Annotated in this window: 10 protein-coding genes; 4 read left to right on the plus strand and 6 right to left on the minus strand. The window is 48.2% G+C overall.

What is annotated here, in order from left to right; translation table 11 throughout:
- Positions 1 to 14: 14 nt before the first annotated feature.
- Positions 15 to 515: a hypothetical protein gene (locus ACUZ8J_RS10895; RefSeq protein WP_446693829.1), complete on the minus strand. Its 501-nt coding sequence runs from the start codon at positions 513 to 515 to the stop codon at positions 15 to 17.
- Positions 516 to 1232: 717 nt separating this feature from the next.
- On the opposite strand from ACUZ8J_RS10895, the gene ACUZ8J_RS10900 reads away from it, so the two are divergent.
- Complete coding sequence (locus ACUZ8J_RS10900; RefSeq protein ID WP_446693830.1) at positions 1233 to 2249, plus strand: tyrosine-type recombinase/integrase; 1017 nt, start codon at positions 1233 to 1235, stop codon at positions 2247 to 2249.
- A gap of 196 nt (positions 2250 to 2445) precedes the next feature.
- Positions 2446 to 4503, plus strand: a complete 2058-nt coding sequence (locus ACUZ8J_RS10905) for a PhoX family protein (RefSeq protein ID WP_446693831.1) — start codon at positions 2446 to 2448, stop codon at positions 4501 to 4503.
- 50 nt (positions 4504 to 4553) lie between these two features.
- Here ACUZ8J_RS10905 and ACUZ8J_RS10910 read toward each other — a convergent pair whose 3' ends face one another.
- From ACUZ8J_RS10910 to ACUZ8J_RS10925, 4 genes are all read right to left on the minus strand, one after another.
- Positions 4554 to 5966, minus strand: coding sequence for an efflux transporter outer membrane subunit (locus ACUZ8J_RS10910; protein ID WP_446693832.1), 1413 nt, complete (start codon positions 5964 to 5966; stop codon positions 4554 to 4556).
- Positions 5967 to 6039: 73 nt separating this feature from the next.
- Positions 6040 to 9207: an efflux RND transporter permease subunit gene (locus ACUZ8J_RS10915; RefSeq protein WP_446693833.1), complete on the minus strand. Its 3168-nt coding sequence runs from the start codon at positions 9205 to 9207 to the stop codon at positions 6040 to 6042.
- Positions 9207 to 10463: an efflux RND transporter periplasmic adaptor subunit gene (locus ACUZ8J_RS10920; RefSeq protein ID WP_446693834.1), complete on the minus strand. Its 1257-nt coding sequence runs from the start codon at positions 10461 to 10463 to the stop codon at positions 9207 to 9209. The genes ACUZ8J_RS10915 and ACUZ8J_RS10920 overlap by 1 nt, the downstream gene beginning before the upstream one ends.
- A 254-nt stretch (positions 10464 to 10717) precedes the next feature.
- Entirely contained in the window at positions 10718 to 11482 is a 765-nt protein-coding gene (locus tag ACUZ8J_RS10925; protein ID WP_446693835.1) for a tRNA-uridine aminocarboxypropyltransferase, read from the minus strand.
- A 561-nt stretch (positions 11483 to 12043) separates the two neighbouring features.
- Between ACUZ8J_RS10925 and ampC the strand changes: the two genes are divergently transcribed.
- Positions 12044 to 13183, plus strand: coding sequence for a class C beta-lactamase (ampC, locus tag ACUZ8J_RS10930; protein ID WP_446693836.1), 1140 nt, complete (start codon positions 12044 to 12046; stop codon positions 13181 to 13183).
- 357 nt (positions 13184 to 13540) lie between these two features.
- Positions 13541 to 14785 carry a multidrug efflux MFS transporter EmrD gene (gene emrD / locus ACUZ8J_RS10935; RefSeq protein WP_446694930.1) on the plus strand — a complete coding sequence of 415 codons (1245 nt, stop codon included), beginning with the start codon at positions 13541 to 13543 and terminating at the stop codon, positions 14783 to 14785.
- Between the two features lie 53 nt (positions 14786 to 14838).
- On the opposite strand, the gene pssA is transcribed toward emrD, so the two are convergent.
- A complete protein-coding gene (gene pssA / locus ACUZ8J_RS10940; protein ID WP_342190752.1) occupies positions 14839 to 16152 on the minus strand; it encodes a CDP-diacylglycerol--serine O-phosphatidyltransferase in 1314 nt (437 codons plus the stop codon).
- Positions 16153 to 16162 lie beyond the last annotated feature (10 nt).

A 16162-nucleotide genomic window follows, 5' to 3' on the forward strand; every position in this document is an offset into this window, starting at 1 on the left:
CACGCACGAATATTTTAAACCTCACTATCATCTTCAGCCATGGCAGCTACGGCCGCGGCATGTTCCGATAATAACGTATCGAGCGCTTGATCAAAACTGTCCAAACGTTCGAGTTCCATATAACGCTTCAAACGTAAAATAATATCTTTGCTGACTTCAATATGGGATTTTTTCTGGCGCTTTTTAATTTGTGAAAGTTCTTTTCGCACCATGCGCCAGCCCAAATCACTGAAATATTGATTCAGCATTCGATTTACAGATTGCAGTTGTTGGTCAACGGGCTGATTTTTTTTGCGCAGTTGAACCAGTAAATTTAAATTAGCAATTAATTCGGTATAACTGGATTGGGACTGATTTAACTGAAACCACTCTGCCCGCTCAGTGACACTTTCGGGATGAACCATGCGATAAATTAACGGCAAGGCAAACACTAATTCAGATTTATCTAACAGTAATAATTTTCGGCCCGCAGTAGGTGCGGCATGATGATATTCCCATAGCGTGTTTGTCGTCATTGGTACCGTTTTATAGTTCTAATAATGGTTTATGAATAGACTCATGATACCGACAAACAGTATAGATTAAAAGAATGGTTACACCATTTTATAGGTTCATTTTCACAGCACAAGGTTAAACGCGCCACTCCACAAACAAACGAGATGGAGCTCGTAGTTCTCTTGTCCTCTAATCCCCTGTTTTAGCATGGCTAAATCGATATCAGTTTTACATCAGCAAATCATAAGTTAAATTTATCTTCTACTTTTCAACTCTATAAAATGGTTAAACCATCTTTTAAAAATGCAGCTACTTCCCTACAAAGTTAACCGACTAGCAAAATAAATGCAGGTTGTTTTCTCGCCAAATTTAACTCGCACAGCTGTAATTGACGAAATAACAACCAATAAACCAAGTTCATCTTTATCGCTTATTAACCTCTTATCTGAGCCCACCTTATACATTTAATTCGTATTGGGCCCGCCTTGCCTACCCCTCTATCTTAAATAATGCTTTCTTTTTGACCGATACGATTAATTAAAATACAAACAACCGCTCTACCAGTGATAATGACGATTATCACTGGTAGATAAAGGCTGCTTTTACGTATAATTGCGTCAGTTTTATCGGCCGTAAAATACTCCTATGTCTAAATCGATTATCCATTATTCCACAGGTGGAAGTGCTCCTAGCCGTTCCTCTGGCATGGCATCGAATACACAGCAAGCGATAAAAAAATGGATTCGCCATTTTTTGAGGAAAGCTCACTGCCCCAATCGGTCCACAGTGATTTTTTTAACGCGGCGGCCGAAACTGAATACGAAATATCCATCAATACCCGTCGGGTTTATCGGACCAGCTTTGGCCTATTTGAGCAATATTGCGCGACGCATCAGCTACAATCCTTACCTGCCGATCCGCGCAGTATTATTTCTTTTATCGGTCATCAAAAAGAATTGCTCCAAGCAAGCAGTGGGACTCAGCTTTCAAAGCAAACCTTAACGACTCGGCTAGCCGCGATCCGTTACTATCATATTCAAGCAGGATTTCCATCCCCCACTGAACACCCACTGGTGATCCGTGTGATGCGCGGCCTTAGTCGTAATCACCATAGGCAAGTCCAAGATTATGATCAGCAACCAATCATGTACGATGAGGTCGAGCTATTGATCCAAACGATAGAGCAACAACCCCATCCATTGTTGCGCTCAAGGGATATGGCCATTATCCAACTTGGACTACAAGGTGGATTTCGCCGCTCAGAATTGGCCAATTTAAAAGTACAATATTTAAGTTTTATGCGGGATAAATTAAAAGTACGGCTGCCTTTTTCTAAAAGCAATCAGCAGGGATTAAGGGAATGGAAGAATTTACCCGACTCGGAACCCTTTGCCGCCTATAATGCTGTCAAAGACTGGTTAAATGAAAGTAAAATTACCGAAGGTCATTTATTTCGCTCAATTTCACGAGATGGAAAAACCTTAAGACCTTATCAAGTTAGCGATAATGTTACATCTAAATCATCACTCATCCGAAATAGTGGATTCTTAAACGGTGACGATATTTATCGGATCATTAAGCAATATTGTTTAAAGGCAGGTTTACCAGCGCAATATTATGGCGCCCACAGTTTACGTAGTGGATGCGTTACACAACTTCATGAAAATAATAAAGATACCTTGTATATCATGGCAAGAACAGGACATACGGATCCACGCTCATTACGCCATTACCTCAAGCCAAAAGAAGATTAACCACAGCATTAGCACTTAATTAATAACACTGTTTTCAGTATTTGTTTTGAGAATATTTTTATTTTTAAGTCATTTTTAATAAACAAGAAAAATTATTATATTGCAGTATTACTGTCATATAAACTCAGCTTTAGTGTCATATTGCTACTTTAGGCTTAGTTCGAAATTTAATTCATCGAACTAGCTGGAGTAAAATATGAGCAAGGCCACCTTTGACCCGACACTTTATAATAAAAGTAATAATGAACTTTTTAATCAAGTGTTGGATAAACATTTATCCCGCCGTAATTTTGTTAAAAGCGGATTAGGCCTAGGTGCGATGACCGCCTTCGCAGGCATGGGATTAGTGGGTTGTGGTTCGGACAATTCCCCTGCCCCAACACCTATCGATCCCGTCCCGCCAGTGCCACCGACTCAAAGTAGCGCTAAATTAAACTTCACATCCGTCGCTGGCGCTCGCCTAGATGCGGTTGTGGTCCCCGAAGGTTACAGCGCGCAAGTACTCGCCCCTTGGGGAACACCATTAAATTCTAAGGCCGCGCCTTGGAAAGCCGATGGCAGCAACACCGCCGATGACCAAGCAAACTCCGTTGGTATGCACCATGATGGTATGCATTTCTTCCCATTGAATGATGCAGGCGATGACGGTTTACTCTGTATCAACCATGAATATATCGATGAGATAGCTCTGCATCCGAATGGCCCAACCGTGGATCAAACCACTGGATTACGGACCATTATCGATGAGATCCGTAAGGAAATTAATGCCCACGGTGTGTCGGTGGTTAGAATTAAACTCGTTAATAATCAATGGGAGGTTGTTTACAACGACAGCCATAATCGCCGTTTTACCGGCGCAACTGTAATGGATATCGCCGGCCCCCTCGCCTATTCACCGTTACTCGAAACCCGCTACTCGCCCGATGGCAGTCAGGCTCGTGGCACCTTAAATAACTGTGGTAATGGTTACACGCCTTGGGGCACCTATTTGACCTGCGAAGAAAACTGGCCGGGTTACTTTGCCAACCGTGGCACTTTAGCCGCCGATCAAGCCCGCATCGGGATCAGCAAGAGCAGCACTCGCTATGGCTGGGATGATTTGGCGGGTCACGCCGAGGAACGTCTAGATGAATTCGCGCGTTTTGATGTCACGCCTAAGGGCAATAGTGCACAAGATGATTATCGCAACGAGGCCAATGGCCACGGCTATATCGTTGAAATTGACCCCTACAATCCAAGTTCACGCGCCATCAAACGGACAGCCCTTGGCCGCTTCCGCCACGAGGGTTGTACCTTCGGAAAATTAGCCGAAGGTAAACCTGTGGTGTTCTACTCTGGCCACGATTCTCAATTCGAATACTTATATAAATTTGTGTCAAATGCGGTGTGGGATCCACAGGATGCCAACAGCTCAAATCGCCTGCAAATGGGTGATAAGTATATGAATGAAGGAACATTATATGCCGCAAAGTTTAACGAAAATGGCGGTGGTGTCTGGCTACCTTTAACCTTAGATAGCCAAACGACAGACGGCAAAACCCTAGGTGATAGCTTTGCCAGTCTGGCCGAGATCATCTTAAATACCGCGGGGGCTGCGGATTTAGTTGGCGCGACGCCTATGGATCGCCCTGAATGGTGTGCGGTAGACCCCTTCACAGGTTCAGCCTACTTAACACTGACTAACAACTCTAAACGTACCGAAGCTAACCCAGCCAACCCCAGACTTAAAAACACCTTTGGACATATTATTCGTTGGGATGAAGGTGATAAAGACACTGAATTCACCTGGGATATTTTTGTCTTTGGCTCACCGAGTGATGGCAATGCCGAGACCAACCTGTCGGGCTTAACGGATCTAAACCAATTTGCCAGCCCAGATGGATTGGCCTTCGACGCCCGCGGTATTTTATGGGTGCAAACCGATAATGGTGCCAAAGAAGTCGCCGAAGAAACCAACGATCAAATGCTGGCGATTGTGCCATCAACCTTAGTCAACAGTGCTAACAAGCAAGCGAGTGTGACGGCTGAAAACCAAATGGAATTGAAGCGTTTCTTTGTCGGACCAAACGATTGTGAAGTCACAGGTTTTGCTATCAGCCCCGATTACACTTCGGTTTTTGCCAACATTCAGCATCCGGGCAACTGGCCCTATTCGAATAATGCCGCCGAAATAACGCCAGCTGGTACCGTACTGCGCCCACGTGCGGCAACGGTAGTGATCCGCAAACTCGATGGTAAAGAAGTGGCGGTCTAATCGTCACCTTACCGAAACCCGATAAAAATCCCCGCCATGCGGGGATTTTTTTATTCACTGACTGCACCACCACCCAGGGCTCGGTACAGGGCAATTTTGGCCAATTGCTTATCCCTTAAGATCTCGCTGTAGGCTAATTGAGCGCTAAATAATTGCCGCTGCGCATCCATTAAATCCAGCGAAGTAGCGACACCATTTTGGTAACGCAGTCGTGCAAGACGCGCATAAGCCGATGAAGATTGGACTAATTCCCTTTGCGCTTTGATGGCCTCTTGGGCACGTTTAAGATTATTCAACGCATCGTTCACATCAAAATAAGCGGTCAACACCACATTGCGATAACTTAGCATCGCCTGTTTCGCCTCTTCGGTGGCGATATCGTATTCGGCGGCAATTTTTCCTCGGTTAAAAATCGGTGCACTAATGCCGCCAAGGAGCGACCAAGTCACGCCATTGCTATCGAAAATATCCTTAAGGTGATTGTTTTCCCTGCCATATTGGCCCGAAATGGTGAATTTAGGAAAAAACGCCGCCTTGGCAATCCCTACCTGCGCATTGGTGGCTACCATAGCTTGCTCCGACATTTTGACATCGGGCCTTAACGTCAGTAATTCGGAGGGCACGCCTGCGCTGAGCTCATAGGGTAACCCCATATTTTCGGGTAAGCCCTGGGGGGATGGTAAAGCGTAATTGTATTCACCGAGCAATATATGCAGCTGATTTATTTTATATTTTCTTTCATAGTCTAATGTCGGCAAGGTCACTTTTGTACTCTGCAGCTCAACTTCAGCCTGACGCACATCGAGGCCAGAAATCACGCCGTTGGCATGGCGAAGCTTGGCAATATCCAGCTCCTTCTGCCGTAAGCCCACGGTGTCGATAGACACACTATAACGCTGCTCAATATCGAGCCATTCGTAATAACGGCTGGCAATGTCACTGATAAGACTGACATAGGTGAGCCTGAGCTTTTCAACCTCCGAAAGATAATCGGCTATGGCGGCCTCACTCGCCCTGCGATTTGCCCCCCAGAGATCGAGCTCCCACGAAACAGTGCCCGCCAGATCCACAGCGGTAGTCGGGCTGGGATCCTTACTGGTTGCACCGCTATCGAGACTGCGCTCATAGCCTAGGTTCGCCGAGACTTCTGGCCAAAGCGCACTGTCGACTACTGTCATTTTTGAACGGGCGGCGAGCAGGCGCGACTGCGCCATTTGCAGATCCAGATTGTTCGCCAGCGCATGTTCAATCAAGGAAATCAGTACAGGATCTTGGTAAAAATGCCGCCAAGAGAGGGCCGAGACGTCCTTTACATTCCCCTGCTCGGCAGTGGTTTGCGACAATATTTGCGCTTGGTACTGACTCGGTAACGCCAGCTCGGGTCGCTGGTAATCTGGCCCCATGGCGCAACCTGCAACACTTAATGCCGTCACTAGCCCTAGATAAAGCGGCTTTACGCGCAAACGAAAACCCAACGAAATGGACTGTATCCAAGGCTGAGTCGCCCTTGATTGAGAGTCGGATAGAGTTAGGCGATTAACCACGGCTCACCTCCTCAACGGTTTCTTGATCTAGGAGTAATTCCTCTTTTGTTTTAATAGGTTGTTTAATGGTTTTCTTTTTTACCCAGCCTGCGGTCGTCACAAAGAATAGCGGCACAAACACTATACCTATGGTGGTTGCCAACACCATTCCACCCAAGATGGGTAACGAAATTGATTGCCGACTCACAGCCCCTGGCCCTTCGGATAACACCAGCGGTAACACCCCAAGAATAAACGCCATTGAGGTCATTAAAATCGGCCTAAAGCGCATGGTCGCCGCTTCGAGCGCCGCCGAAATTCGCGTACGCCCCTGCTGGTGCAACTGATTGGCAAACTCGACAATTAAAATCGCATTCTTCGCCGCCATGCCGATTAAGGCGATAAAGGCCACTTGGAAGAATAAGTTACTCTGCATGCCACTGATTAAGGTCGTGACCGCCGCACCTAAGAGTGCGATGGGCGCGATCAGCAATACCGCGACAGGGATACTCCAACTCTCATAGAGCGCAGCTAAAAACAGGAATACAAATAACAGGGCTAACCCAATGGCAATACCGGTTTGGTTTGCCGACTGCACCTCTTGGTAGGTAATGCCTGTCCATTCGTATTTAAACTCATCGGGCAGGATTGGCGTTGCGACCCGCTCGATGGCTTGAATAACATCGCCTGTCGCGTAGCCCGTTGCGGGCGTCACATTGATGGAAGCGCTGGAGAATAAATTGTAGTGGGTCACGGAAGACGGCCCCACCGTATAATCATACTTTGCCAACACACCAATCGGCACCATAGCGCCGCTCGATGAGCGCACATAATAATCTTTAATTTGGTGCGGGAATTGACGGTAACTCTCTTCCGCTTGGATCTTCACCCGATACACACGGCCAAAGAGGTTAAAGTCATTCACGGTTGATGAGTCGGTTAAGGTTTTGATTGTGCTGTAGATATCACCCACATTCACCCCAATCGCCATCGCCTTTGCCTCATCGACCGTCAAATGCAATTGCGGGATTGCGCTCTGCAGCGACACGCTGGCACTGGCAACCTCAGGCTGCAGCTTTAGCTGCTCGACTAATTCGTTGGCGGTTTCAATCAAGCCATCAAAATGGGTGCCTGAGGTATCTTGGAGCTGCATTTCCACCCCAGAGCCATTGCCTAAACCGGGGACGGCCGATGGCAAATACAGGTTAAACTCAGCTTCTAAGACGTTTTTCAGATCCTTATCTATCGCCTTCATCACCGATTGTACCGTGGCATGACTGGCTTCGCGCTCAGCCCAAGGCTTAAGCACCACTTCAAATTGGCCGTTGGCCTGATTTGCCCCCGAGCGGCGGTTTTCCCCCGCCAGTGTAAATGAATAGGCCACGGCGGGATGGGCGCGCACATATTGCTCGGCTTTCTTTAAAATCGCCTCAGTACGATTCACCGTAGAACCATCGGGCAATGTCATATCGATAAAGAATCGACCTTGGTCCTCGTCGGGCATAAAGCTGCTCGGCAAATGGGACATGATGAAATAGGTACCACCAAAAATAATCGCAAAAGCTAAGTAACTGCGTTTGGCGTATTTATTGGTTAAGGCGACTAAGCCGACATATTGATTGGTGCCCAAGTCGAGTTTGCGATTCAACCAATGGAAGAATCCCCGCTGAGGTGCCTTGCTGGGTTTTAATAATAAAGCGCAGAGTGCGGGGCTTAAGGTCAACGCCACTAGGGTAGAAATCAACACAGCGACTGTAATCGCCACCGCAAACTCGCGGTACATGATGCCGGTGATCCCCGCTAAGAATGATACGGGCACGAATACCGCGCAGAGCACTAAACTGGTGGCAACCAATGCGCCCGACAATTCTTTCATCGCAATCCGAGTCGCATCGATTGCACTCATGCCCTTCTCATGGATTAACCGTTCCACGTTTTCGACCACCACAATGGCATCATCGACCACGATCCCGATGGCAAGAACCAGCGCGAGTAAACTCACGGTATTAATGGTAAAACCAAAGGCCAGCATGGCCGCTAAGGTTCCAATCAAGGAAACCGGTACCGCTATGGCGGGGATCAAGGTGGCGCGCACATTTTGCAGGAACAAGTAAACCACCAACACCACCAGTACTAAGGCCTCGATGAGGGTGTGGATCACCTCATCGATGGATTCTTGGATAAAGATGGACGCATCATAAAAAACTTCCCATTTTATCCCTTGGGGAAACTTTTGCGACAATTCGGCCATCGCCTGTTTCACCTTATGGGTGACCTCCAGGGCATTGGCGCCGGGGAGTAAGTACACCTGTAAGATGGTGGCATTTTCACCGTTTAACTGGGATTGCAACGTATAGGCGGAGGAGCCGAGTTCTACGCCAGCAATATCCCGCAGCCGGATAATCGAGCCGTCGGGATTGGCGCGCACTATGATCTCGTTAAATGCTTGCACCGAGCTTAATCTGCCCGCCACACTGATGGGCAAGGTTAAACTGATATCGTCATTATTGGGTTGAGTACCAATGGTGCCTGCGGGGGATTCTTTGTTTTGCGCCTTGATGGCGTTGATCACATCTGTGGTGGTTAAGCTGTACCCCGCCATGGCATCGGGCTTTAACCAAATCCGCATCGCATAACTGCGTGAACCCGTGTTACGGGTGCGGCCCACGCCGGGGATCCGCCTGAGGGCTGATTCGATATTGATGGTGGCGTAATTGCTCAGGTAAATCTCATCGAATCTTTCATCATTCGAGGTTAACGCGAGTTTAAGTAATTCCACCGACGCATCTTTAGAGACAGTCACCCCTTCGGTTTGCACATCGATTGGCAGTCCTCCCGAAGCTTGCTGAGCGGAGTTTTGCACATCCACCGCCGCCAAGTCCGCATTGGTGCCCACATCGAAGGTGATGGTCACACTGGTACTGCCCGAGTTGGTGCTCTTGGAACTCATGTAAATCATATTGGGCACACCATTCACTTCCTGTTCGAGCGGTGTGGCGACGGATTCGGCGGCTGTGGTAGAGCTCGCACCGGGGTATGAGGCAGAAATGGTCACCTGTGGCGGGGTGATATAAGGATACTGATCGACGGGCAGCTTAAACATCGCAATCACCCCGAGCAGCACGATAACGATGGAGATGACGCTGGCAAAAATCGGCCGATTAATAAAAAACTGCGCCATTATTTTTGCTCCTGCTTTTGCTGCTCCAAGGCTTGGCGCTTAAGTGCCTCGGCTTTTGACATCTCATCTTCCTTCTCGGCGTATTCCTTCGCGCTTAACGGCTCGGCAATTTGCCCGTGGCGTACGCGGTGCATGCCTTCGGTGATCACCATTTCCCCTGCCTTGAGGCCACTTTTGACCACCACACCTTCAATCCCTTGATGATCGATCACGATAAAGCGCCGCTCGACCGTGTTATTGGGCAATACCACCATCACGTATACCCCGCCCTGATCCACCTGAGTAGCCTTTTGCGGGATGACTATCGCATTGGGGATTTCGGACAGTTTAATCCGCACATTAGTATATTGGCCGGGCAACAGCTCCTTCTCAGGATTGGGCAGAATGGCACGCACCTCAAAGGTGCCAGTGTTGGGGTTTACCTGGGGATCGGTAAAACTCACATCCCCGAGGTAGCGATATTCACTGCTATCGGGGAGCGTTATCCGCACAAATCCCGCGAGCGCCTTACCTTCAACCTCGGCTTCCTTTTTCGCCGAGTAACTGGTCAGGCGACGCTGGGCATTCAAATAATCCAGCGCCGACATATTAAAGCTGACATAAATAGGGTCGACTTGTTTGACCCGCGTTAGGAGCGATTGGCCCTTACTGCCCACGAGTGCGCCAATATCGACCTCGGAGCGGCTCACGAGTCCGGCTATCGGCGCCTTAATTTCGGTATAACTCAGCTCTAATTCGGCTTCTTCCACCTCAGCGCGACTCGCGGTGAGGTTAGAACGCGCCTGCGCCAAAGTGGAGAGCGCATTATCGTAATCGAGTTGACTGGCGGCATCCTGCTCATACAGCGGCTTTAGGCGTTTCACATCTCGCTCGGCCTTATCGAGAATCGCCTGCTGTGAGGACAGTTTGGCTTTTAAACGATTCACCACAGCTACATAGGGTTTATTATCAATCTGATACAGCAGTTCACCCGCCTTGACCGCACTGCCTTCGACAAAACGTTTTTCCTCCACAAAGCCATCGACCCGGGCCCGAACTTCTACGTCTAAGGAAGCTTGGGTCACCCCAATATAATTGCCATAGAGAGGCACGGTTGCCGTAGTGACTTTTTCCACCACTACCATTTTAGGGGAGATTTTGATGTCGGGTTCTTGGCAGCCACTCACAGAGAGACAGAGCAAAACACCACTCAGACAAAGGGGAAATGAGCTTAAGCGTGGAACAAAAAAACGAGCAGTAACAGATGGTTGAGGCATATGCGAATCCCGCACTCTAAAGACAGTGGAACCACTCGCATAGGCAAAGTGGTCTGAACAATTTTAGTCGGTTCTAGGTAACGTCCTGTGACCAATGCAAAACCAGTGTAAGACAAACGGGATAAAATTGAAATTTTAAAATCAATAAGTTCAATGATTTGTGACGGGAATGCTAAAGCGAGAATTTAAAGGCGTTTACAAGGAAAGCACTCGCCCCAAGCGAGCGAATACGCTTGGGGCGAATGAATAAAGGTTTACAGCTTGACGGAGTTTGCGGCACTGTACGCCGCTTCGAAGGCATCGGTAAACTCGCTGATAGGCAGAATATCCTCGCGGCAGCGGCGGTTACGCCCGAGCAATGAGGACTCCACAAACAAATCGAACCAAGCCGTTAATGCCTTACCATTGGCCTCCTCGCCCATTGCCGCCAGCGCCAGCGAGGCAACTTCCGCTGTACCTAATTGAAAGTCATGGCTGCCCTTACGTAAGGCATAGGTGGCTAGAGTGTCGGGGTCGAAGGACAGCATAGGCAAGCCCTGCAGATAGGTACTCTTGCGAAACATCTTAATCGCCTCACGCCAGCTACCATCGAGCATGATAAGCAAAGGTCGTTTCCCCTGGCTAAGACTGGCCATGGGCACCTCAGTCAATACGGTTTGCCCTTGGTCGGCATATTGCGCCGGAAAGACTAAAAAGGGTTGATAGTCGTTTGAAGTCAATAGCGTCAACAACTCTGGGGCGGGTTCAGTACGCGACCAGAGAAAGGCATGGGTATCAGGGATAAGATCGGCAATTAAGCGGCCGCTGTTAGTGGGCTTTAACACCTCATCGTTATACATCAGAAGTAGAAAACTTACATGAGTCGTCAACTGTTTACGCAGCGAGCAAGTACAAAATTGCTCGCCCAATAGACACAAATGACAGCGAATGAGTTTTTTACCGCGGGCGCCAAAAGGTTTAGTCGATATGGATTTACGGTATTCATATAAGCGATGTACAGCGTGGGGAGCTAGAGCCATGGCAGCCAATTCTCAATCTATTTCGGTCGAACGGGTTATTAACGGTGGTACTCAGTGCACACCAGCTTTACGTTGCATAAGTGCAATCTGTATAAGTGCATACCTGCACGCGGTGGCGCAGTGTATCCTTTGGCCGAGGAAGGTGCAATTAGCCTTATTGAAAAGCGCTATTTCCTACGCTTATGAAAAATTAAAGCCTTATCGCGCTACCCACATTAGAACAGCCTGCAACATCAACCCACCTCGTCTGTAACGCTTTAGCACCTTAGTCTTCACCGCTTGCTAAACTGTGGCTCAAACTTCAGCGGCTTGGGCTAAATCTAATAGTCAGTAGGGGTTGTCTTATGCTAAACCTTTCATCTCTCTCTGTTTTTAAACGTTACGATTAAACAGAGCCTATTTTTCATTTGCACTCTTTTGAATCCCAGCATTGTAGCCCATTGTCATTGAAGGAATTGTATGCCCTTTTCACCTCCGAGAATCGCAAAAAATATGCGCAGCACATCAGGCTCATTGGGAGTAAACCATTTTGCTCCACTCAGTTTAATACTGCTCACAGCGATGCCATTGATGGTCCATGCAGCACCGACTGAGCAAGACGCGACACAGGTAAAAGCGCAGGCCATTCAATCCCTCGTCGATTCGGCGATCAATCCCTTAATGACAGAGTATGGGATCCCAGGTGCAATTGTTGGGATCAGCCTAAATGGGCAAACGTATTTCTTCCCCTATGGTGTCAGCTCCAAGACCAGCAAGCAGAAAGTCAGTACAAACACATTGTTTGAGATAGGTTCTATCAGTAAAACCTTTACCGCGACACTCGCAACCTATGCTCAAATTGAAGGCAAGCTCACTCTCACGGATAAGGTGAGCGAGTATGTGCCCGAATTAAGGGGCAGTGCCTTTGACCAGATTAATCTTATCAATCTCGCGACCCATACAGCGGGCGATTTGCCCATGCAAGTGCCAGACAATATCACCAACAATGCCGAACTAATGGATTACTTTAAAACTTGGCAACCCGCTTACGGGGCAGGCACCCATCGTAATTATGCCAATCCCAGCATTGGGTTACTGGGCTTGATTACCGCAAAACAGTTAGGCAAAAGCTTTGCCGACGCCATGGAACACAGTCTATTTCCGCAACTTGGGTTAAACCACAGTTATATCGAAGTACCAGCTAACAGCATGGCCGATTACGCCCAAGGTTATAATAAACAAGACCAGCCCGTGCGCCTCAATCCTGGCGTGTTAGCCGATGAGGCCTATGGGATAAAAACAACTGCGGTGGATTTGCTACGTTTTGCTGAAATCAACATGCAGCAGCACGCGATTGCTCCTGCATTGCAACAGGCTATCGATGCCACACATGTCGGCTACTTTGATGTGGGTATGATGACCCAAGCACTGATTTGGGAAGATTATCCCTATCCAATTGCACTCGATAAGCTGCTTGCGGGACATACTCAAGAAGTGGTGTTTGGCAGCGTGCCAGTGCGCGCTATGATGCCACCTCTAGCACCACAAGCTGCTCAATGGGTGAATAAGACAGGCTCAACAGGTGGTTTTGCCGCCTATGTGGCTTATATTCCGGCAAAGAAACTGGCCATGGTGTTACTCAGCAATAAAAATTACCCCGTGCCACCACGCGTGACTGCGGGCTATCAAATACTCACAGGCTTAGAAACCCTGTCGAACTAAAACACTGTCGAACTAAGTCACCATCTAACCGTTTATTCCTGCCTAAATCCGGCAATCATCTTTGTGCTTTGGATGGAGAGCAAGCACGCTCTTCGTCCGTACGCTTTAAGCATCAAATATCTTGTTAATAAAATACGGCCAATCATTAACTTAGCCTCCGCCCGACGATCAATTATTAAACCTGATTAACAGCATAAACACTAAGTGTAAACTCAGTTTTACAGCCATAAAACGATAGAAAAACTTATGGGTAAGATTAAAAAATATTCCTGTAAATCAATATGATTGCCACTTGAACTGAATTGTTTTGGGGGTAAGATGCGCGCCATCGTTCAACTCTGCTTTTTTAATGGAATTATGATGTCAGACGATGCACCGTCTTTAATCTCACAAAAAGCGCCTACACCCGCCGCAGGAAGCGCCACACAGTTACTCTTTATGCTAGTATTTATGGTGGCCTGTGGGCAGATGGCACAAACTATTTTTGTCCCCGCACTCCCCCTTATCGCCCAAGGCTTAGCCGTGGATGCCAGCCAATTGCAGGCGGTCATGGCTTGCTATCTGCTCGCCTACGGCCTATGTCAGTTTATCTATGGCCCATTATCCGACCGCGTTGGGCGTAAAATGCCGCTGCTCATTGGTATTGGTATTTTTATCCTTGGCGCGTTTATGGCGGCAGAGGCCACAAGTTTTAGCCAACTGATTTTCGCAAGCCTACTACAGGGGCTGGGTACCGCGAGTGCGGGCGCGCTGTGCCGCAGTATTCCGAGGGATCAATACTTTGGCGATAACCTAGTTAGATTTAACAGTTATGTATCTATGGCCGTGGTGTTTTTGCCTTTAGTGGCGCCCTTTTTAGGCAGCTTTGCCTCCGCTTACTGGGGCTGGCAGGCCGTGTATTGGGTACTGTTTGGATTTGGCAGTTTGGTTTGGCTACTCCTTTGCTTTGGCTTTAGAGAATCCTTACCCAAGGATAAGCGAGAACAACAACCCATATTGGCATCCTATCGACATGTACTGCGCCACCGCAGTTTTCGGGCCTATTTGCTTTCGCTTATCGCGACCTTTGCAGGCATTGCCGCCTTCGAAGCCATTGCAGGCGTACTCTATGGCCAATATTTGCAGCTCTCGCCGTTTATGGTGAGCTGTTATTTTGTCGCGCCCATCCCTGGATATTTACTCGGCGCCCTTATAGCAGGTAGACAAAAACAGGCGCAACGTACGGTTTTGCAAGGCGTTGCACTCCTAGGCGCCGGCGCACTGTTTATGTTGATCCCCGGTATTTTTCAACTGGTCGTGGGTTGGAGTTTATTGATAGGCTCAATGTTGTTTTTCAGTGGCGCTGGCATGTTATTTCCGACATTAACCTCGGCCGCGCTAGAGCCGTTTCCACGCCAAGCCGGTATTGCGGGCGCCCTACTCGGTGGCTTACAAAATTTCGGCGCGGGACTCGCTGCCTTAACCATGTCGCTCGTACCAATGGGCGGCCAGTTAAGCATTGGTTTGCTGAGTGCGCTGATGGTGCTATTAGTGATTGTCGCCTTGCATTATGAAAGGGATCAAAACGATACCCACCACACCCTGTTACCGCAAAATCCATAATTGGCAAGACCCCCAATAAAAAGCCCACATTCGTGGGCTTTTTATTGGGGCGATTAGAGAATGCGTCTGAGCAGGAAATCTGCTTTTAGCCTTCTAATACGATTCATAATCTTCTTCACTGGGGCGGGATAGCTTTGTAAGGTATCCACTTGACTGTAGTGATACAGTCTTTGCGTGTGTTCGAGGATATGGCTTTGTTCGGCCTCGAATTGGGCCTTCCAGCTACCGCTTTCATCGTGAATGAGTAACCCATTCTCTAAATCCAGCGCCCATGCTCTTGGGTTTAAGTTTGAGCCCGTGATCAAATGCTTACGACCATCGGCGCTGATCCCCTTGAGGTGATAGCTATTGATACCGTGTTTCCACAGGTGAATATTAAGCTGGCCATTATCGATTGCCCATTGCTGACGCTTAGCAAATTTACGCAGCGATTGCTCATACAGATACGGCAAGGCCCCTATGGTAGAGAAATCCTGCTCGGGCGGAATGTAAAAGTCATTCGCCGTTTTATCCCCTACGACTATGTCGATTCGTTTGCCTTTACGCAGGTGCTTAGCCAAGGCACGCACCAGAATATAGGGAGGATTAAAATAAGGCGTGCAGATAAACAGCCTATCTTTCGACTCTTCCACCATGGCAATCACGGCTTTATTCAGCAGGTTATGTTTGCGGCCTAATCCCAGTAAAGGGGTGACACGGTTGCCACTGCGGGTCGCGTTAAACTCGTACTGTGCCTGTGATAATCGCAGTTTGAAGCTGCGCACATCGGTTTTAGGTGGCAAGACTTCTTGCTGCGCATCTTGAGTGAGTGAGGCAACGGCAGGATCGGCAATAATGTAGCGCTGGATCATAGTGCGCATACTGCGCGCTAACTCGGCCGACTCAATTACATGGTAACGGTCAAAACGGTATTTATCGTTTTGCTGCAGATAAATGTTATTCAGGCTGGCACCGCTGTAAATCACAGCATCATCAATCACGAAGCCCTTAAGGTGCAATACGCCCATAAACTCACGGGATTTGACCGGCACGCCCATAATGTCGATAGGATGCTCTGCCTCGGCCATGACCTTGCGGTACATCAGATAGTTACCGCTGTCGCCCTTGTGACCAATCAAGCCGCGTCTAGCACGGTGAAAATCGACCAAAATCTTGATATCTAACGCGGGGTTATTCGCCTTAGCCGTCATCAGGGCCTGTAAAATTTCGCGCCCCGCCTCATCGTCTTCAAGATAGAGTGCGGCGATATAAATGCTGTCCTTGGCATTTTCGATACGGCTAAGCAATTCTGCCTTAAATCGGCATGGCGTAAGCAACCACGTTAAAGCCTCGGGTTGAACGGCTATTCCACCAAGCTTATCTAGCAAGGCATCCTCC

It is taken from the genome of Shewanella sp. Koi 1 (assembly GCF_052907445.1).